This is a genomic window from Pseudomonas palmensis (assembly GCF_017848315.1).
Classification (GTDB): domain Bacteria; phylum Pseudomonadota; class Gammaproteobacteria; order Pseudomonadales; family Pseudomonadaceae; genus Aquipseudomonas; species Aquipseudomonas palmensis.
The window spans coordinates 26,919-43,853 of sequence record NZ_JAFKEC010000046.1 but is presented as its reverse complement, the minus strand read 5'-3'; the positions used below and the strand labels follow the sequence as shown (position 1 = coordinate 43,853).

Below are 16,935 nucleotides of genomic sequence, written 5' to 3'. Positions count from 1 at the left end.
GGCGCACGCCTTCGCGCTCAAAAAGTACTTCGAGGGGATCGAATCCTGCTCGAGCACTTGCGACAACGAACACACGGCGGCGTCGTTGGGCCAGGCCGAAATATTGGGCATCCAGAACCCGCCATGCAACTGTTCGCGTGGGTCCATACACACAACCAGAGTCCTTCCATTTACCCCCTGGCGGTTGGAGTTCTTCGGATTCGCCCACCAGGGCGCCGAGGAAGCAGCCAAACGCATTGCCTTTGTCTGAGAGGACGCCGGGGACGTTTTCCCAGAGACAGGCAGCCTCGGGCTCGCCTCGCAGGGTTCGAACATGGTCAATTGCATCGAGGAGCTCCACGTATTTGATTGTGAGGGCGCCGCGGGGATCGGCCAGGCCTTCGCGCATGCCGGCCACGCTGAATGCCTGGCAGGGCGTGCCGCCGACCAGAGCATCGGGCGCCGGAATCGTGCCGGACAGCACCATGGCTGCCAGGCGGGTCATGTCGCCGTGGTTCGGTGTGTCAGGGTAGTGGTGAGCCAGCACCGCGCTGGGGAATGGCTCGATCTCGGCGTACCAGGACGCTTTCCAGCCCAGCGGGTGCCAGGCCACGGTCGCAGCTTCAATTCCGCTGCAGACGCTTCCGTAGGTGATGGGCATCGGTGATCCTCGCCGGGGAGGCGTTATCGTTGAATAGGGGAAGGCGCTGGCGGGCAACGCGGGTCAGGCGTTGGCGAGCAACAGCAGGCCGGTGTCGTCCGGGTCGTCGCCGAGCATCAGGTCCGGCGCGCGCAGCTCTCGTCCAATGCGGAACTGGTCGAGTCGGCGCGCCACAAAATCAGACACCACGATTTCGTGGCGCGGCGCACTGAGGAAGTGGCGGGCCGCTTCAGGCCCTAATTCATGGATGCGGTGGATCAGCAGGGTCATGGCCTCGCCGTTTTCCTCGACCTCGGCCCACTCCATGATCTCGGCCAGGGCCTGGCGGGTGCCTGGGCGGGCCTTCATGCGCAGGTCTTCTTCCTGCAGGCGCCCGGCCTTGGCCCTGCGCTTCTCGTCACGCTGCTGCTGCGTCAGGGCCATCGTCGCCTCCATTGCGCAAGAAGGTGGCGCCCGGCCCGATGTCGAGCAGATCGCACACCCGGTTGATGATCTTGAGCGCGGCGTCGAGCACCTTGGCGTCGTCATCCTCGCGGGCCAGGCGCTTCATGTTTGGCTGGTGCTCGAGGCAAACCTTGTCGACCAGGCGCCGGGCCAGCCTGCGCAGGTGATCGGCGCTGTCGTGCTCCCGCAGGCTCAGCGCGAAGGCCAGGGCCACATCATCGGGCCGGTACTGGCCGCCGCTGCGGGTGTTGTACAGCTTCTTGACCGGGCGATTCATCCAGGCCGGCAGGGTTACCACTCCAGAGGGTGCTTTCTGCATGTCTATGCTCCGTTAGGCCGCTGGGCGGCAGGTGGAACTGTTCTTGCCGCCGGCGCTGGCGGACAAGCGCGCTGATCCTCTTCAAGTGCGCTCACCGCGCTTCGGGAAGTCGATCTGGTATGCCGTGATAATGCGGACCAGAACGCTGTTGCCGATTCCAATGTGCTTTTCGACTTGGTGCCTGCTTAAGCCAACGTCTCGCAAGGCGATGATCCGCTCTGCCAGCTTTGCGTCGGCGGCCTCGTCGGTGTATGGCGTCTTCCGCCGCCCCTGGCATCCGGCGACGAATGTGAAGCCCTCGCGCTGAGACATTGTCCAAAGCGTGTTTTGCGGTATGCCCAGGGCCTTAGATACCTCTCGGCAAGTCATGGTTTTCGCCATTTCCGCAATCACAGCTGCGCGCTCCTTTGAGCGCTGCTGTCGTGCGCCCTGCTGTACACCCTTGGGGATCTTGCAAGTCGACTCAGGGTGCTTGCGGAATGGAAGAGGCTTGTAGGTGAAGCCAGCAATCTCGACCACCCGGCCGCCAGATGCGAAGAAGGCAGCCTTAGCTGCCTCCAGTTCTGCCTGGCGCTGGGCGCCGGCGATGATTTGATTGTCGGTCATGGCATCCTCACTTGATCCGGATGGAGCTCTCGCCGCGCTCAAGGTGAGCCCAGGGCGCGTCAGGGATCAGTTCGTGTTCGCAGTCTTCGCCAGCGGCTATGCGCTTGCGCACTGCTTCGTTGTGCTCGCGGTCAGCCTTGAGCTTGGCGGCGATCGCCTTTTTGTCTGGGTCCTGGGTTACCGCCACGCGGACCAGATCGATCGGTACGTCTTCCAGGTTGTCTACAATCACCTTCTCTGGCGCGGCGGCCAGGGTGATAGTGAACAGTGGGCGCTTGATCGACTTGAGGTTGGCTGCCTCCATGTTGCGGCGCAGGTAGTCGCCGATCTGCGTTACCGCGTTCTTCTTGACGCGCTTGAGCTCGTTCAGCCGCTCGATTTCGGCGTCGATCGCCAGTACCTCGCCGTCGATGTTCCGGCGCAGCATGACGATGTTGTCGGCCTTGTCGCCGAACTCGCCCGCGATGCCATCCATGGTGTCCTGGATGGCCTGCTTGAGGCCTTCATCGTCGGTGTCGGCCATGGCGGCCAACTCCATCATCTGCTTGGTAAGCGGGTAGAGGCTGCTCATGCGGCGGTCTCCTGGGCGAATTTGGGAGAGAGGTCGGCAAGCTCTTTGGCCACGCGCTGAACGCCGGCGGGGTCATTGCGAGCACCAAGCCTACGAACTGCGGCGTCATGAATCTTCTTCAGCTCACGGAAGCTCTGAGCGCCCTTCATCGCATCAACTGTTCCCTTGATGAAGGCCAAGCGCTCCTGTTTCTGGCGCTCGATCTCAGCCTCTTTGTCCTCGGCCTGCTCGATAGCCTGCTCGGCCTCCAGCTGCTGCCGGTAGTTCACGTCGTCGAACATGCCCAGGAATACGTCGGCGCTGAAGCCAAGCATGGAAAGTGCCTTCTTGATGGCGTCGGTCAGCGACTTCTTCGGCGCCTCGCCATCGGTCGTTGTGCCGTACTTGGACTTGTAGAGGTACTGGGTGCAGCCGTACTGCTCGATCTCGCCGCGCTGGCCGTCCAGAACGAACCAGAAGGTGATCTTGATGGTGTGGTTGAGCTCGTGACCCAGGCTGATGCGCTTGTCGCCTTCACCGCTGAACATCTCGGCGCCCTTGTCGAAGCGCTCCTCAACCACGTTCCAGCCGAAGCCGATGCCGGCCGGGCCGAAGACCTCGGTGGCCTTCATGATCATCGCCGTGCCATTGAGGCTGGTGATCTGCTGGCCGCCGACCTTGGCGTCTTTGGTGAACCTGGTGTCGGTCTTGTCGACCTGCGCCCAGATGCGCATGTTGGATTCGGACATTGGTGCACCTCGCGCCAGGCCGGCGCCGTCAGTTGGAATAGGGAAATGCCAGGTCACCCAGATTGGAGGTACGCTCCAGGACCTGGCTGCGGTGGATGGTTGCGCGCTCTCGCCGCTTACGCTCCCGGAGGGGTACGGTTATCCCCGATGGGGGCCCGCCGTGCGCCGGGTGTGAATTCAGGAAGTGAGGGTGCCGGCCAGGGCGCTTGCGAGCATCCAGGCAGTGCAGATGAAGAGGGTGGTGAAGCTTCCGCGCCAGAAGGCGAAGCGGCGGGCGCGCTGGTAGCTGGTCATTTCAGCTCTCTCCAGCCCAATACGCCGCCGATGAAAATGCCGTCATGGGTGGCCCATCGCCCTTCATAGGAGTGGAATCGACAGTTCCATCGAACGCGTGAGCCGTTATCGAGCTCACGCAATACTTGGACCTCTCGGTCGCTATCAGGAACTCCTGACTTCCAGCCAACCACCCTCATGCCCGCACCTCATACCCAACTGTCCACTCGCCGCAGATGCAGGCCCGGCACTTCCAGGCAGCGGGATTCTCAATACTGGCCAGCGCCGCCTCATTCACCGCGGCGGCGAACGTCGGGCCCGTGAACAGCATCAGAACCCGGTCGGCCGGCATAGCCTGGGCCTCGGGCAGTTCGGCGACCTGCTCGTCAATGAGCGTCTTCACGACTGGTGTGGTCATGCAGCCTCCTTGCGCCCATCAACAACCCTGTTGAGGCGCCCGCAGTAGTGGTTGAACTCTTCGATGGTGATGCGCTGATCCGCCATCATTTCGGTGAGCTGCCGCTGGAGCATGACGCTCCAACTGAGCGGGGTGCCTGGATGCGCCATTGCATCCAGTTCCTGGTCGATCAGGATGTGCGGGCTCATAGCTCGGCATCCTCTTGCTGGGCGATCAGTGCGTCGTCGGCCAGCGGCTCAAGGAACTCTGCCGCAATATCGATGAGACGCCGATCCGGCTTGTCTTCGCCCAGCAGGCTCGCTGCTGTGGTCCTGCAGGGCTCGCCAAAGGCCGCTTGGATGACGATCTCGGCCAGCCAGTCGCCTTTGTCCTCACCGTCCTCCCAGCGCTTCAGCAGGAGCATCTGGATGTGGGTCTTGAACTCAGCGAAGGTGACGATGCGCGGTGCACGCAGGCGGCGCTGCACTTTGATGTCGCAGCCTCGGGCCAGCCGCTCCCCGGCTTCTTCCTGCCAGGCCAAGCGCGCATCCGCCAGAGCATCGATCACTGGAGGCGGCTGCCGGTTGTCGTACTCAAACTGTGCTGCTCGAAGTGCGCCCATGGTCGCCTCCAGGTGGTGGGTTACTCGGTGGGTGGGGAAGGGAGAGGCTGCCAGTGCGTGATGTTGCTGGTCGGTGTTTCCTCGCCATCAAACCACTCGACAGAGGTGCTAAAAACGCCACCATTCGAGAAAACGATCACCTCGACCGAGCGATTCAGCGGCGGGATGACCCTTCCACCTACTTCGCATGGCGCCTCAAGCCTTTCAGCCAATGGCGACAGCCTGTCGCTGCACTTGATCCAGCCGCTCATGGTTTCACACGGGCGGCGAGCGCGATGCCGCCTGGAGAATTTGGCAGCGGAGTTGCCCAGTTCTTTTCGAAGTCGGACATGGCGGCTCCCGGCGAATCGCCGAACCCGGCTACACCGCTTTGCAGGTCTTCACCGTACAGCGCGCACCATTGGTTCCCGTCGATGCTCAGGGTTGGGCGGTAAAGCACCGAAGGGCTGCTGGCGTTTTCGGCGATGGCGTGAAAGCAGAGCATCGCGTTGTGCTCAATGGCACTGCATGCCATGAGGCTGTGTTCGTCTTTCATGAGTGATCCTCGGCAACCGCATTGGCCAGGAGCCAGGCGCGGGTGACCAAACCCACCGTCAAAGGTGGCCTGGCGCCTGCCAATGCGGTCGTATGTGAAGGGAAGGGGATGCAGAGGCCGGACGCTATCCGGGTAGCTGGCTTGGCGTGGACCCATCCAGCGGCGCAATTCGTTTACCCCCAGTGCGAGGGAAGGGACGTCCACAGGTGCTTCGGTAACCGCGCCCGGAGCTGGGCGCTTCTCTGCATCGGGGTGTGATCTGGCCGGCGCTGATCTCCGGCTTGGCTATTAGCGGCCTCAGTGACACCGGGGTTTCACCGGGGCGAAGGTTTCAGCCGCTTATTGTCGGACTCGCCATGGCCATCTGGGCGCTTACTCACTTTGCCGGCCATGATTCCCGCGATCCACCAGGTCTTACACTCGCGCATCAGCCTGCGCATTCAGATCACACTCCGATGCAGCCTGCATGGGGAGCAGGGCATCGGGCCGTCTTTCCGGCTGTCAGGGAATCAGGCCGGGCTGAGCTGTGTAGCTCGCGGCCAGTACAGCCTGGGCTTAGCCTTGCCCGTTGTGCCCTGTGGCACTTCAACGACGTAGCTTTCGTGGTCACGGGGCCAGCCAGATCCAGCAACCTTTGGACTTTCACCGGCCTTGACGACCTTCACCACTATCCCCGTCTTCTCTTTCCAGCTACCGCCAGCGGAGCTGAGCCAGGTCACCCTGTCGCCTTTCTTGAACTGCATCGTCTTGCCCTCCAGGGCGGTTGATTTCCCGTCTGGCCCTGTCGCCAAGGCCAGCCAGTGAAATCAGGCGGCGCGCACCTTGCTGGCGCGCGCCTTTTTCTCCACACCGTCCACGTCCACCACCAGGTACTCACCACCGCCCCGGCCATGGCCCAGGTTCTTGGTGCCCACGTACTTGCCCGGGATTTCGGTACCGCGAGGGTTAGTGAAGATGACGGCCTGGCCTTTCGTGAATCCGCTCATGAGAGCTCCTTTCTGTTGGGGTGATTTCCCTGATGCCCCTCGCAAGAAGGGCATCGAGGAAATCTGCCGCGACCCGCTACTGGCGTCGGTCGCTGGCTCAAATCGTCCTTGCTGGTTACTCACCGCGCCGCCGATATCCGGTGGGCGCCGCTCGTTTCCTCCCTACTACCGCCGGGGAAGGCGGGGCGCATTGCTTGCCAGGTCATTCACTCGGTTCAGGCATTTCGCCTTCGTCAGCCGTACAGGGTTCTCCCTGTCGTGGGCAGCCTTTCGGGGCTGTCTGATCGCCGGTCGCCGGTAGAGGCAATGCGGTCTGTTGGTTGTTGCGCTGGTTTTTAAAGAGCGGGTGAGGCTTGAGGGCCTCCCGAGTGGCTGTGTAGCGCCTCGATGGATAGAACGATAAGCCAATGCCTAATTCTTGTAAATAGGTAATGCCTAACTTTTTTCATGAGTGCCTAATTCGCTCTCCGGGCTTGCATCGTTCGATGGCTCGGGTAAGCTCTGCCTAATACTGGATGGATGTACAGTTAACGGAGGAAGGTATGGCCAAGCAGAAGAAGTCGACCCCGCAACCTCGCCAAGAGATGACCGCCCTTGAGCGGCTGGGCCTGCGGGTGTCGTCGATGATCAATCACCCGATAGCGCAGTCGCAGCGCTGGGTGACGATCCATCGCCTGGACACGGATGGAGAAATGGAGTGGGAGGAGGTGATGGGGCTGATTGCCGACACGCCGGAACTAGACCTGACGTTCAACGATGACTCGAGCGTGACAGTCAGATGGGAACTGCAGAGCACCGACGATCGTGACGACTTGGTCGTGGAGAGTGATTCGGAGGAAGAGAAGCTTGAAGAGGCGCCTTTCTGACAGGTATGAAAAAGCCCGCTCAAATGCGGGCTCTCAGCTTAAATTACTAGTCTTTCAGCTTGTCAGGGCAACCACTCGTTTCCCGAGCTCCTCAAATACTTCATCAAAGCGATCTCGGCTTTCGATCATTGTTAACTCGGCATGCCCAAAAACTTTGCCTACAGTCTTAATCTCTTCATCCGTTAGCGCAAAAACTGGTTTGGACAATTGCTGGCTGATAGCAATTAGCGAGTTGAAGTCTGGAATGTGAGCTAGATCGTAAGCGCTCAAGCCGGTACCGTCCAATTGCTTTTGAATTGACGCTTTAGGAATGATGCAGTCAATTTTTTCAAGCGTTGGGGCCAGTTTTATATCGATGGCGTTCCGTATTTTATTAATCCAAGCATCGAATGATTTGGCCGGTTTATCATTCCGTGGACGGTAGCGCTGCTGTATTGCGCCCATGAATTTTGGCTTGTTCTTGATTGGAAATGATTTGCTGTCGAAGCCGTTATCTTCTTTGAAGCGAGTAATTTCTCTATGCCATTTTTTGATATTTTTTTCGAGTGAGCCTATGGCTTGGAGGCAGAAATAGTCTGGCGATGCGGGGACTATAAAATAATCGCTAGACATTAAAATTACTTCGTTCAATCCTCCAACGTTCGGGCTTAAATCATAAAGGACGTAATCTGCTCCGGAGGATTTCGCAATTTCTTGCAGCACCAACGGGAGGTTTCCTGGGATATTGCGAGTTGCTGGAATTCCGGATGCGATTTTTAGCGAAACACTAATTTGCGCGTCAAGGTCTGCAACATCTAGGTGGCCGGGCAGCAACATTAGATTCGGGTGGCCAGTAGGGGTTAGCTGCCCTTTATCGTTTTTGATAAATTCTGCTGGTGATATCCCGTTAATTAAAGCCTCTACAATTGGTTGCATCGTGAGGTTAGAGCGGCTCTCGTAAAAAGCCTCCATTTCGTCATCATTGATGGACGTGTATCCCATTACCAGTCCAGTAAGATTGCTCTGGGAGTCTAAGTCAATGATGAGCACCTTGTGGCCGAGCCTTGCTAAACTCCATCCAAGGTTAAAGGTGGTTGTTGTCTTGCTGACGCCGCCTTTGTGATTGAAGAGACAAATTGATTTGGTTGCCATATTTTGCTCGAAAAATTTATGTTAATTTAAAATATGTTTGGCAGCAGCATGTATTGATCTGTTTCAATATCTAGAATTCACGTCGCCCGGATTAGTTTCGAGATGGCAACTGCCTTAGTATAGGAGCATCCATGCTAATTGGTGTATAGAAACATCGTCTCAGCCATCGCTTGGTGAGGAGCATCACTACACCAAATGCGCATTCCATACCAGCAGCACACGGGCCTGGATGTAGGTCATGTCCCGGCGGATCAGTCGATCCTTGTGCCGCGGGTTGTCCGAAATCATCTCGAAGTGCTGCTCATCGGCCACCTGCAGGCGCTTGATGTAGAGCAGGTCATCCCAGACGAAGAGGTACACCCCATCGCCCACGAAGTCGCGGACGTTGATATTCACGATCAGCGGGTCGCGATGCTTGATGGTGGGCTCCATCGACTGCCCCCAGCCGGTGACCACTTTCAGGTGGTAGTGCTCTTCGAACTCAACGCCGATTTCCCGCAGGTGACTCGGGCTAACGCGAATGTCCTTGAGCATCTCGGGGTAATCGTGCGGGATCTGGCCGCCACCCATTGCTGCGCGAATATCGTAGTGGGCTATCCGAACCTCGTCGCCGACCAGTCCAGGCCGGGAGAAATCCGCTGTAATCACATTTCCCTCATCGGTCGCTTCGGCGGCTGCGATCAACTGCGCGCGCGCCGAATCCGACAAGTTCTTGCCTTGTTTGGCGAGCATGGCGCGAACCATATCGGCAGCTGAGGTTGGCGCCGGCTCTGCAGCAGGCTCAGAAGTGACGTCCTGGATGCTCTCGTAGGAGAAGCCAGGGCGAAGCCCCCAGTGTTCAGGGCCAACCACGTCAGAAAAGTAAGCGATCACGTCCATCAGCTTGGACTTGTCGATCCGGCCGTTTTTCACCCAGCCCTGCACCGACGGAGGCTTCACCTGGAAGTCGTCTGCGAGCTGTTTCTTGGATACGCCCTTGGCGATCCGCGCAGCATCAATGGCTGCACCTAGTTCTGGTCCGGTAAGCATTGCCTAATTAGGCCTATCGCCAGCGCGGTTAGGCAATGGCTTGTGCGGAATAAGGTAATGCCTTATATTCATCGGTAAATCTCCAGGAGAGAACTCATGAAATCAGCAGAAGCAGCCAAAGAAGCATCCCGCGTGCTGGGCAGCCAGGCGGAATTGGCGCGCCGGCTGAATGTTGCGGCACCCACCGTCAATCAATGGTGTTCAGGAGAGCGCACGGTCCCAGCCAAGCGCGCATTACAGATTGAGGCGCTTACGAATGGCGTCGTGAATCGTGCCGATCTGTGCCCTTCGTTCCCGTGGGGCCAGATCGACAGCAACCCGACCCACGCGCTTTCCGCCGCTTAACCACTTTCAACCACAAAGGAACCCACCGTGTCGTACTTCGACCCCGACCACCTGCACAACAAGCCCACCAAGGTTCGCTTGGATGAGGCTGCCGACGATCTGCTGTCGGCGATGGCTCGCTTCAAGCGCACGCAGAAGGCAGTGCTCGCCAGGGAAATTCTGGAGCGCGGTCTCGACCAGATGATGCAAGAGCTTAACGCGAAGACTGACGTGGCCTGAAGTGGCCGAGGAGGCCCTGTGCCAGAAAGCAAAGAGCTGGAGATCCAGCTCGACGGGAAGGGCAATTCGGATCTGGCGTATCTCGCCAGGCAGAAGGGCTTAACCCCTGAGCAACTGGCGGCACAAATCATCAATGAGGCTCTCGACCGAATGACGAGAACGGAGCCTGGCCGAAGCAACGTTCGGTCGTTTCGCAAGGGCTTATAAGCCCCTGAGGGACTCATGAGGAACTGCCGTTGAAAACAACAGCACCCAAACCGCAGACGCAAAAAAGCCGGTGGCTAGACCGGCTTCTTGTACTGCATTCATAACGCTTGTGTGAGGTCATCATATATGAACCAGACCATCCAAAGCAATACCGTGGCCCTCGCGCCACAAAATGCGAACCACGATTTCGTGGCGCGCACAGTCAACCTGTTCAATTTCGAAGGGTTCGACGTTCGTGTCGTGCTCGTTGATGGTGAGCCCTGGTTCTCTGCCCGCGATGTTGCTGAAGGTCTCGGCTATTCCAATCCACAAAAAGCCGTGCGCGACCACTGCAAAAGCCCGCGCCCGGTGGGGGTGAACGATTCGTTCACCCTTGGCCCTTCGGCAAACATCATCCCCGAGCGTGACGTATACCGGCTGGTAATGCGCTCGAAGATGCCTCAAGCCGAACGCTTTGAGGAGTGGGTGGTGAGCGAAGTGCTGCCCAGCATTCGCAAAACGGGTGGCTATACCGCCCCCGCCCAGCCCGCCGACCTCAGCAAGCTGGAAATCCTCCAGATGGCGCTGGAGTCGGAGAAGGCCCGCGTTCTGCTGACCGTCGAAGTGAAGGCCCAGGCCACCAAGATTGAGCACCTCGAAAACCTGTTCAAGGAAGGCATGACCGCCACCCAGTTCTGCAAGGGCCTCAATGGGGTCAACGTCATGCAGATCGGCTACTACCTGGAAGGCCGCAGCTGGCTCTACAACGAGAGCAAGTCCGGCACCCGCTGGCGCGTCGGCTCGTACGCCCGCGACAAGTACATGACCGAGCATCAGCAGGAGATCACCCCGCACGGCAGGGAGCCCTTCATCAGCTTCACACCTGTGCTGCTGCGCAAGGGCGCCGTGCGCCTGTACGAGCTGTACCTGGCCGGCGATCTGCCCATGAAGAAGAACTGGGACGGCCTGCACACCCACGACAAGGCCGTGCGGGGTGCAGCATGAGCGACTTGATTTGCAGAAAGTCGATGCAGCGCTGCCAGCATCCGGGCATGTGCTCACCCCACGGTGGCTGCCAGCCGGACAAGAGCGAGTGGCAATCCGGTTACGACGAGGGTCGCCGCATGGGGGTTAAAACCGCTCTTGATGAGCGGGACCAGCTCAAGACCGAGAACGAAAGGCTGGTTTCTGCGATTCAAGCGGTCATCAACGAAGTGCCCAGCCGCGTTACTCGTAACGATGGTAATGCGCCTGGTCACTGCCATGCCGTCCCAGGGATATGGGATGAAGACAACGGCGACCGGGCTGGAACTGAGTGCGGTTGGTGCAAGGTATGGGCGGCCGCCGTAGCTATTTCCAAGGAGCGCGGCCAATGACCAAGCCTGTGAACGTGGAAAAGGCCACGCCGACCATCCTGTACGCCAAGCAGGCCCCATACAGCTCGGTCAGCAACGACGTTGTTGCCCTGATCGAGAACCCAGACGCCCTGGCCATCTGGATCTACCTGCAAACCCGCTCCAGCGACTGGAAGGTGATCGGCTCGTACCTGCAAGACCGGTTCTCCATCGGCCGCGACCGCTACTCGAAAGCCATGGCCTACCTGCGCGAGATTGGCCTGGTAACCCATGAGGTCATGCGCGAGGAAGGGTCGGGCAAGGTGCTGGGTCGCCGCATCATCGTCCACTACGAACCGAACCTACAGGTTTCCGAGTATTCGGTTAACCGAAGTGTGGGTTTTCCGAACTGTGGGAAAACCGACAACTACTCAATAAAGGATTCTTCTACTCAATCAAGGACTGAACCCACGGTCGCTGACGCTCCCTCTCGGGCGAAGAAGTCGGCCAAGTTCAATCCCCTGACTGCCAAGCCCGGCAACGTCAGCGAGCAGACCTGGGCCGACTGGTGCCAGCACCGCGTTGAGATCCGCAAGCCGCTGACCGCCAAGACGTGCGAGCAGCAGGCCAAAGCCCTGGCCAACCACCCGGCACCCGACGCCGTGATCAACCAGTCGATCAGCAACGGCTGGACCGGCCTGTTCCCGGAGAAGGTGCTGCCGGGTGCACAGCAACGCGGTACCCGCTCCAACGAACCCGACTTCAACGACTCGACCTGGGCCGAAGGGCTGATGGTGCGCACATGAGATCAGCCAACCAACTGATGACGTCAATGAACAACCGGCCACCAGAGCTGCATGGCGGCCCCGTTGTGGTCTCCCTGGAGACCGCTGAGGTGGTTAACGGCCTGTTCAGGCGCCTACGGGGCATCTTCCCTGCTTGGCGCCAAGCCTGGCCCTCCACAGAGGCTCTGGCGGCCGCCAAGGAAGAATGGATCAAGGAGTTCGCCGCTCAAGGCATCCGCACCATCGAGCAGATCGAGTTTGGCATCGAGAAGTGCCGCAAGCTCAAGAAGCCTTTCGCGCCGAGTGTGGGTGAGTTCATCGCCATGTGCCAGCCGACCCCTGAGGACTTCGGCATGCCGGCGCCGGCCGACGCCTGGATTGAGGCACTGATGGGCATGTACAGCCACGAGGGCGTGAAGATCGCCGCCGTGGCCACCGGCCTGTTCGATCTGCGCGCCGCCCAGCAAAGCGACAAGGGTCTGCAAGCGCGCTTCGACCGCGCCTACCAGATCGTGCTGCGCCGCGCTCAGGACGGCCAGCCACTGGACGGCAAGATCGCCACCGGCATCGGCCACGACAGCCAGAAGAGCGCCGCCGAGCTTGCCGAAGAGCATGCAAGGCAGAAGCAGGCCCGCCTGCTCGAGGTCCAGCAGATCCCATCCAGCGCCGCCGCGTGCCGTGCACACCTGCTGGCCAAGTTGAACATCAAGCGCGCCGGGCAGCCGGCCGGGGAGGGGGCGTGACCAAACAACGCGAATTCCTGGGTCACCAGTACATCGCCCGCCGGGCCTGCGGAAAAGTCTCGGCTTCCTGCTGGGATGACAAAGGCCAGGAGAAGGACACAGCCAATTTCGTGGCCAAGTGTGTTCGCCGCGGCGACACGGTGGAGCGCATTGAGCGCCACGAAGGTGATCCGCAGCTTGAGTGGATCTGCCGCCCAGGCTGCAACGATTGCCGCAAGGAGAAGCACTGATGGACACCAACAAGATGCGCAGTGATCTCCGCGCTTCGGCTGAGCGCGCAATTGCAAAGAATCCGACTGGTGGCGACGGCAATCCTTTCCCTGCTATTGCCGTGCGAGCAGTGGACGTCGTGGCTCTGCTCGCTGAGGTCGAGAGACTGGCCACCAGCCGCAGCAAAAAAGAGCGAGAGCTTGAGCAAGAGCTTGAAGTCTGGCGGCACGGACCGTTCTGCTGGAGCTGCGGCGACACAGGCGACGTTCACGACATCACTGGCGAATGGCGCGGTGAGTGCGATTGCCTGGCTGCTCAGCTCATCAATGCCAATCGAGCGCGCGACCAGCTCAAGGCCGAGAACGAGGCGCTGCGTAAGGTCATCAGCCAATCGGCCGCGTCCTGCGGCGCGGCGGTGTCCGTAGAGTGCACACTTGAGTTTATGTCGATACTACCAGCCGAGATTGACTCTGTACTGGCGGCGCTGCGCAAGGATGCCGAGCGGTACCGGTGGCTGCGCCAGGCTTCAGCAACAGATGGCGAGTACACGCACGGCGTCTGCATAGACCTGTGGGAGAACGGGTGTGGTTTCGAGGTCACCCTGGAAGAGGCGGATGCCGCTGTTGATACGGCCATGGCCAAGGAGGCGAATCGTGATTGATAACCGCCGACTCCTGATCATCCAGATTTCCCTCTCCATGCTTGAGCAGTGGTACACGACTTGGGAGGGTTTCAAGGATCACCGTGACGGCGATATCCGCCGACTTGCTCTGCACTCGAAGGCGCGCGGGCTTGTTTGCCATGACCGAGCGCTTGCAAAGGCGGAGGTGGCTTTCCATGGCTGACCTCATGCTTCGCACCGAGCAAGATCGCGCTCGCCTGATCGGCTACCTCACCGGCCTGGACCTGGCGAAGCCGCGCCGCTTGACCATCGTCGAAGTGCGCAACAAGCGCAGCGACGCCCAGAACCGCCTGCTGTGGATGTGGAACGGGCTGATCCAGGCGCACCTGCGCGACTCGCACGGCCAGCTGGCCAGCGCCGAAGAGTGGCACGAGATTCTAGTGGCCAAGCTCTGGCCTGCCGAAGTGCATCCGGTGGAGCTACCTGACGGCACCCGGTACCGCGTAGGCCGGGCCAAGACCCGCAAGTTCAACACCCAGCAGATGACCACCTACCTGGAGCTGCTGGACGCCTACAGCGCTGAGCATCTGCAGCTCCTGCTGCCGCACCCGGATGACCTGATGATGGCGATCTACGGCGAGCGCCGGGGGAGGGCCGCATGAGTCTCCCGACCAAACAGCCGCGCCCGAAGAAGTGCAAGAACCCTGCGTGCGGCGCCAGCTTCCCGCCGCGCCGCCTGGGCCAGGCCGTCTGCAGCCCAGCCTGCGGCCTGGCCATCGCGCCGGCGAACCACGACAAGGCCCGCAAGGCCATCGACCAGCGCGAGCGCCGCGAGGTCAAGGTGCGCAAGGAGAAGCTCAAGAGCCGCGGCGACTACATGCGGGAAGCCCAGGCCCTGTTCAACGAGTTCATCCGCCTGCGCGACGCTGGCCAGCCGTGCATCAGCTGCGACTCGCTGCCCAGCGATCAAGACCTGATCACAGGCAGCCGCTGGGACGCCGGGCATTACCGGTCGGTGGGCGCGTGCCCGGAACTGCGCTTCGAGCCGCTCAACGTCCACCGCCAGTGCGTGAAGTGCAATCGCAACCTGTCGGGTAACGCGGTCGAGTACCGCATCCGGTTGGTGCAGCGCATCGGCGCCGATCAGGTGGCCTTCCTCGAAGGCCCTCATCAGGCCCGCAAGTACACCATCGACGATCTCAAGGCCATCAAGGCCGAGTACCGGGCAAAGATCAAACAGCTGAAGGAGGCTGCATGAGCCAGATAGTCATGATCACTGGGCCTGCAAGCACAGCCGAGCGCGGTTGGCTAAAGCCTGCCTTTCCATTCTCTGTACGGGCGCACTACTTCATGCGGGAGCGGTCCGCCAAAGACGTTGATGGCGGCCAATGCTACGCCTGGAGGTCTCTCTGTGGCGTTGATGCATTCACCAGCGGACGGGCGCCGATGTTTGAGGCCGGAAACTGGACCCGCTGCAAGCGATGCGAAAACCAATTGAGCCGGAGGGCTGCAGCATGACTTGGACCATCACCGATACGGCCTGCATGTTCCTGCTGGCCATGGCAATCGGTTCCACCTGGTGCCTCGGTCGCGGTCAGTTGATCGCGATGAAGCGCAAGCGCGAGGAGGGCGGCCCATGCAACTGAACAGCGCGCGTCAGGCTTGGCACGATTGCTACTACCAGCCTTGGGACAGACAGGGATCGTTCATTGAGCAGCTTGGCCTGCTGGGTGCGATGGTCCAGGCCACGGAGAAGCAGCGGCATGCGAGTCATGCTGTGCACCAGGTGCTGGCAGGCGGAGTGCAGGCGGCAATCTCAAGACTACCCAGCCAGCTGCGAGCGTTCGGCAACTTCATGTACGCGCCAGGCTGCAGCGATGACGACCGTGAGGCGGCAGAGGAGGCTGTCTTCAACATGGCCATGAGTCGGTCCGGGCGGATGACCGCGGCGAAGGTCGAGCGCTGTGAGTACGTTGCCAAGGGCGTGATGTTCCGGTACCGCCGCATGCACCAGGGCGGGCAATCCTCAGCGCAGGACCCATTCGCCAGCCCGGAGTGGTTCAAGCGCTGGATCGACGAGGTCTATGGGGTGACGCTGCCGTCCTGCGCCTGGGCCCGCGATTGGGAGCCCTTCGTGCAGATCTGCTTCGAGGTTTGCGAGGACCTGGACAAGCGTGCTCTGTCGCCGGTGGCAGCCGCAATTTACGAAATGAAGGAGGCCGCTTGAGGGCCTATTGCGTTCCCGCACGTCTGGTGATACTGTATCGCCATTGTTAGAGTTTTGCCTTTGGCAAATTACTCTTAAGATCCAACAAGGCCCAGCCGTCGTGCTGGGCTTTTCGTTTATGCGGCTTGCAAGCGGAACGACACGGGCGAGCTCAGGCCTACAAGTCAGGGTTTTTTGTCATTGAGGGGCTCACTCTCACGTCTGAGATACCGAGCTCCTTCGCCAGCTGAATGTGATCCAGAGCTGAGGTGCGAGGCAGATCGACGCGCAACACCTGGTCCTCATAGGACATGTGGAGCGTGATGAGTGCGAGCAAAGCATCATCGAGCGATAGGGTGTCAGTTGATGCCTCGCAGCACCACCATCGCTCCTTTCCCCTCAGGAAATAGTCAATTCTAAATCTCATCACGATTCCTATCATGTCGGTCTGGGCTGCAGTCTAGGCAATGCCGAGGATCTTGGCTGTGTCGGCCGTCCCGTTTTATGCAGATGACACGCCCAAGCAGCTGGGCTAAGTCGGTAGTGGCATCGATCAAAGCCTTGCGCGCCCTGATCGGTTACGCGATGAGGGGCTGGGGTGCGTGACCCAGCGATCCAGCCCATCAAGCCGGGTAAGCACCGGCCCTCTGCATCCCTTGAAGTCAACCAGCGAGTTGCCCACACATTTCACTGAGCGCAGAATGCAGCTTTGAGTGAAGGAGCGTTCAGCATGGTGTTGCGTGGCATGGCGCAGATGCATTTCGATGACTTGGCTGAGAGGTTCCAAGATCTGGTTCGCACTTTCGGTGGCTCTGAACCGGTAGAGTTCGTATGGGTTGTGTTCTACCAAGGTCGGGTGTTTGGCGCTTATCCGCTCGCAGAGCAGGCCCTTGTGAAGATCACCGAAATTGAGCACTGCATCAGCGTTGATGAAGTTCCCGCCCCGCAAGCGTGAAGCTCTATCTGCGTTGAGCTTTTGCGGTTCACCGGTGACGTGCGTCTCCGGCTGACGTGGCGGATGCAGCGATTACCTGGCAGTATGGATATCCGAACTGCACATGCTCGTGGCAACACGGGTCGGCAAGGCGGTTCGGGATACCCGGTCGAAAGGCCGGGTTTTTTATTGAAGCCTCGGCAT

At 60.0% G+C, this 16,935-nt stretch carries 30 protein-coding genes; 15 read left to right on the top strand and 15 right to left on the bottom strand.

The annotated features are described in order from the left end of the window. The 13 genes from JZZ72_RS20785 to JZZ72_RS20725 all read right to left on the bottom strand — a co-directional run. On the bottom strand, positions 1–640 hold a 640-nt coding region (locus JZZ72_RS20785; RefSeq protein WP_210015067.1), incomplete at its 3' end, for a DNA cytosine methyltransferase. A 63-nt stretch (positions 641–703) separates the two neighbouring features. Continuing rightward, positions 704–1,063 (bottom strand): hypothetical protein, encoded by a 360-nt coding sequence (locus JZZ72_RS20780; protein WP_210015066.1) that lies wholly within the window; start codon positions 1,061–1,063, stop codon positions 704–706. Next, entirely contained in the window at positions 1,038–1,403 is a 366-nt protein-coding gene (locus tag JZZ72_RS20775; protein ID WP_210015065.1) for a DUF7740 domain-containing protein, read from the bottom strand. The genes JZZ72_RS20780 and JZZ72_RS20775 overlap by 26 nt, the downstream gene beginning before the upstream one ends. Before the next feature lie 81 nt (positions 1,404–1,484). Further along, positions 1,485–2,009 (bottom strand): hypothetical protein, encoded by a 525-nt coding sequence (locus JZZ72_RS20770; RefSeq protein WP_210015064.1) that lies wholly within the window; start codon positions 2,007–2,009, stop codon positions 1,485–1,487. A 7-nt stretch (positions 2,010–2,016) separates the two neighbouring features. After that, on the bottom strand, positions 2,017–2,580 hold the full coding sequence (locus JZZ72_RS20765; RefSeq protein WP_210015063.1) for a siphovirus Gp157 family protein: 564 nt from the start codon (positions 2,578–2,580) through the stop codon (positions 2,017–2,019). Next, positions 2,577–3,308 carry a hypothetical protein gene (locus JZZ72_RS20760; RefSeq protein ID WP_210015062.1) on the bottom strand — a complete coding sequence of 244 codons (732 nt, stop codon included), beginning with the start codon at positions 3,306–3,308 and terminating at the stop codon, positions 2,577–2,579. Before JZZ72_RS20760 ends, JZZ72_RS20765 begins: the two co-directional genes overlap by 4 nt. A gap of 469 nt (positions 3,309–3,777) precedes the next feature. After that, positions 3,778–3,999, bottom strand: coding sequence for a hypothetical protein (locus JZZ72_RS20755; protein ID WP_100633206.1), 222 nt, complete (start codon positions 3,997–3,999; stop codon positions 3,778–3,780). Continuing rightward, a complete protein-coding gene (locus JZZ72_RS20750) occupies positions 3,996–4,187 on the bottom strand; it encodes a hypothetical protein (protein ID WP_210015061.1) in 192 nt (63 codons plus the stop codon). Before JZZ72_RS20750 ends, JZZ72_RS20755 begins: the two co-directional genes overlap by 4 nt. After that, the gene (locus JZZ72_RS20745; RefSeq protein ID WP_100633208.1) at positions 4,184–4,600 is read right to left on the bottom strand and encodes a hypothetical protein; all 417 of its coding nucleotides are present in this window, start codon (positions 4,598–4,600) and stop codon (positions 4,184–4,186) included. The genes JZZ72_RS20750 and JZZ72_RS20745 overlap by 4 nt, the downstream gene beginning before the upstream one ends. Positions 4,601–4,620: 20 nt before the next feature. Continuing rightward, complete coding sequence (locus JZZ72_RS20740) at positions 4,621–4,851, bottom strand: DUF551 domain-containing protein (protein WP_210015060.1); 231 nt, start codon at positions 4,849–4,851, stop codon at positions 4,621–4,623. Then, the gene (locus tag JZZ72_RS20735) at positions 4,848–5,135 is read right to left on the bottom strand and encodes a hypothetical protein (RefSeq protein ID WP_058540492.1); all 288 of its coding nucleotides are present in this window, start codon (positions 5,133–5,135) and stop codon (positions 4,848–4,850) included. Before JZZ72_RS20735 ends, JZZ72_RS20740 begins: the two co-directional genes overlap by 4 nt. A gap of 509 nt (positions 5,136–5,644) precedes the next feature. Continuing rightward, positions 5,645–5,878: a hypothetical protein gene (locus JZZ72_RS20730; RefSeq protein WP_088514761.1), complete on the bottom strand. Its 234-nt coding sequence runs from the start codon at positions 5,876–5,878 to the stop codon at positions 5,645–5,647. A 63-nt stretch (positions 5,879–5,941) separates the two neighbouring features. After that, positions 5,942–6,121: a hypothetical protein gene (locus JZZ72_RS20725; RefSeq protein WP_210015059.1), complete on the bottom strand. Its 180-nt coding sequence runs from the start codon at positions 6,119–6,121 to the stop codon at positions 5,942–5,944. A gap of 542 nt (positions 6,122–6,663) precedes the next feature. Here JZZ72_RS20725 and JZZ72_RS20720 point away from each other — a divergent pair. Further along, positions 6,664–6,987: a DUF1654 domain-containing protein gene (locus JZZ72_RS20720; RefSeq protein ID WP_210015058.1), complete on the top strand. Its 324-nt coding sequence runs from the start codon at positions 6,664–6,666 to the stop codon at positions 6,985–6,987. A 54-nt stretch (positions 6,988–7,041) separates the two neighbouring features. Here JZZ72_RS20720 and JZZ72_RS20715 read toward each other — a convergent pair whose 3' ends face one another. Both JZZ72_RS20715 and JZZ72_RS20710 read right to left on the bottom strand, forming a co-directional pair. Next, positions 7,042–8,118, bottom strand: coding sequence for a ParA family protein (locus tag JZZ72_RS20715; RefSeq protein WP_210015057.1), 1,077 nt, complete (start codon positions 8,116–8,118; stop codon positions 7,042–7,044). A 186-nt stretch (positions 8,119–8,304) separates the two neighbouring features. Then, positions 8,305–9,147: a S24 family peptidase gene (locus JZZ72_RS20710; protein WP_210015056.1), complete on the bottom strand. Its 843-nt coding sequence runs from the start codon at positions 9,145–9,147 to the stop codon at positions 8,305–8,307. Positions 9,148–9,243: 96 nt separating this feature from the next. Between JZZ72_RS20710 and JZZ72_RS20705 the strand changes: the two genes are divergently transcribed. The 14 genes from JZZ72_RS20705 to JZZ72_RS20645 all read left to right on the top strand — a co-directional run bounded on the left by JZZ72_RS20705 (position 9,244) and on the right by JZZ72_RS20645 (position 16,752). After that, positions 9,244–9,492 (top strand): transcriptional regulator, encoded by a 249-nt coding sequence (locus tag JZZ72_RS20705; protein WP_210015055.1) that lies wholly within the window; start codon positions 9,244–9,246, stop codon positions 9,490–9,492. 27 nt (positions 9,493–9,519) lie between these two features. Continuing rightward, entirely contained in the window at positions 9,520–9,711 is a 192-nt protein-coding gene (locus JZZ72_RS20700) for a hypothetical protein (protein WP_012053015.1), read from the top strand. A 333-nt stretch (positions 9,712–10,044) separates the two neighbouring features. Then, on the top strand, positions 10,045–10,902 hold the full coding sequence (locus JZZ72_RS20695; RefSeq protein WP_210015070.1) for a BRO-N domain-containing protein: 858 nt from the start codon (positions 10,045–10,047) through the stop codon (positions 10,900–10,902). Beyond that, positions 10,899–11,273, top strand: coding sequence for a hypothetical protein (locus tag JZZ72_RS20690; protein WP_210015054.1), 375 nt, complete (start codon positions 10,899–10,901; stop codon positions 11,271–11,273). The genes JZZ72_RS20695 and JZZ72_RS20690 overlap by 4 nt, the downstream gene beginning before the upstream one ends. After that, positions 11,270–12,037: a DNA-binding domain-containing protein gene (locus tag JZZ72_RS20685; RefSeq protein ID WP_078479677.1), complete on the top strand. Its 768-nt coding sequence runs from the start codon at positions 11,270–11,272 to the stop codon at positions 12,035–12,037. The genes JZZ72_RS20690 and JZZ72_RS20685 overlap by 4 nt, the downstream gene beginning before the upstream one ends. Next, on the top strand, positions 12,034–12,759 hold the full coding sequence (locus tag JZZ72_RS20680; RefSeq protein ID WP_210015053.1) for a replication protein P: 726 nt from the start codon (positions 12,034–12,036) through the stop codon (positions 12,757–12,759). Before JZZ72_RS20685 ends, JZZ72_RS20680 begins: the two co-directional genes overlap by 4 nt. Further along, a complete protein-coding gene (locus JZZ72_RS20675; protein ID WP_210015052.1) occupies positions 12,756–12,989 on the top strand; it encodes a hypothetical protein in 234 nt (77 codons plus the stop codon). Before JZZ72_RS20680 ends, JZZ72_RS20675 begins: the two co-directional genes overlap by 4 nt. After that, positions 12,989–13,630 carry a hypothetical protein gene (locus JZZ72_RS20670; protein WP_210015051.1) on the top strand — a complete coding sequence of 214 codons (642 nt, stop codon included), beginning with the start codon at positions 12,989–12,991 and terminating at the stop codon, positions 13,628–13,630. Before JZZ72_RS20675 ends, JZZ72_RS20670 begins: the two co-directional genes overlap by 1 nt. Continuing rightward, entirely contained in the window at positions 13,623–13,814 is a 192-nt protein-coding gene (locus JZZ72_RS20665) for a hypothetical protein (protein ID WP_210015050.1), read from the top strand. Before JZZ72_RS20670 ends, JZZ72_RS20665 begins: the two co-directional genes overlap by 8 nt. Continuing rightward, positions 13,807–14,253 (top strand): recombination protein NinB, encoded by a 447-nt coding sequence (locus JZZ72_RS20660; protein WP_210015049.1) that lies wholly within the window; start codon positions 13,807–13,809, stop codon positions 14,251–14,253. Before JZZ72_RS20665 ends, JZZ72_RS20660 begins: the two co-directional genes overlap by 8 nt. Beyond that, a complete protein-coding gene (locus JZZ72_RS20655) occupies positions 14,250–14,849 on the top strand; it encodes a recombination protein NinG (protein WP_210015048.1) in 600 nt (199 codons plus the stop codon). Before JZZ72_RS20660 ends, JZZ72_RS20655 begins: the two co-directional genes overlap by 4 nt. A gap of 256 nt (positions 14,850–15,105) precedes the next feature. Next, entirely contained in the window at positions 15,106–15,237 is a 132-nt protein-coding gene (locus JZZ72_RS28020) for a hypothetical protein (protein WP_255001108.1), read from the top strand. Continuing rightward, positions 15,228–15,818 carry a hypothetical protein gene (locus JZZ72_RS20650; RefSeq protein WP_210015047.1) on the top strand — a complete coding sequence of 197 codons (591 nt, stop codon included), beginning with the start codon at positions 15,228–15,230 and terminating at the stop codon, positions 15,816–15,818. Before JZZ72_RS28020 ends, JZZ72_RS20650 begins: the two co-directional genes overlap by 10 nt. Positions 15,819–16,527: 709 nt before the next feature. After that, the gene (locus tag JZZ72_RS20645; protein WP_054915224.1) at positions 16,528–16,752 is read left to right on the top strand and encodes a hypothetical protein; all 225 of its coding nucleotides are present in this window, start codon (positions 16,528–16,530) and stop codon (positions 16,750–16,752) included. Positions 16,753–16,935: the final 183 nt, after the last annotated feature.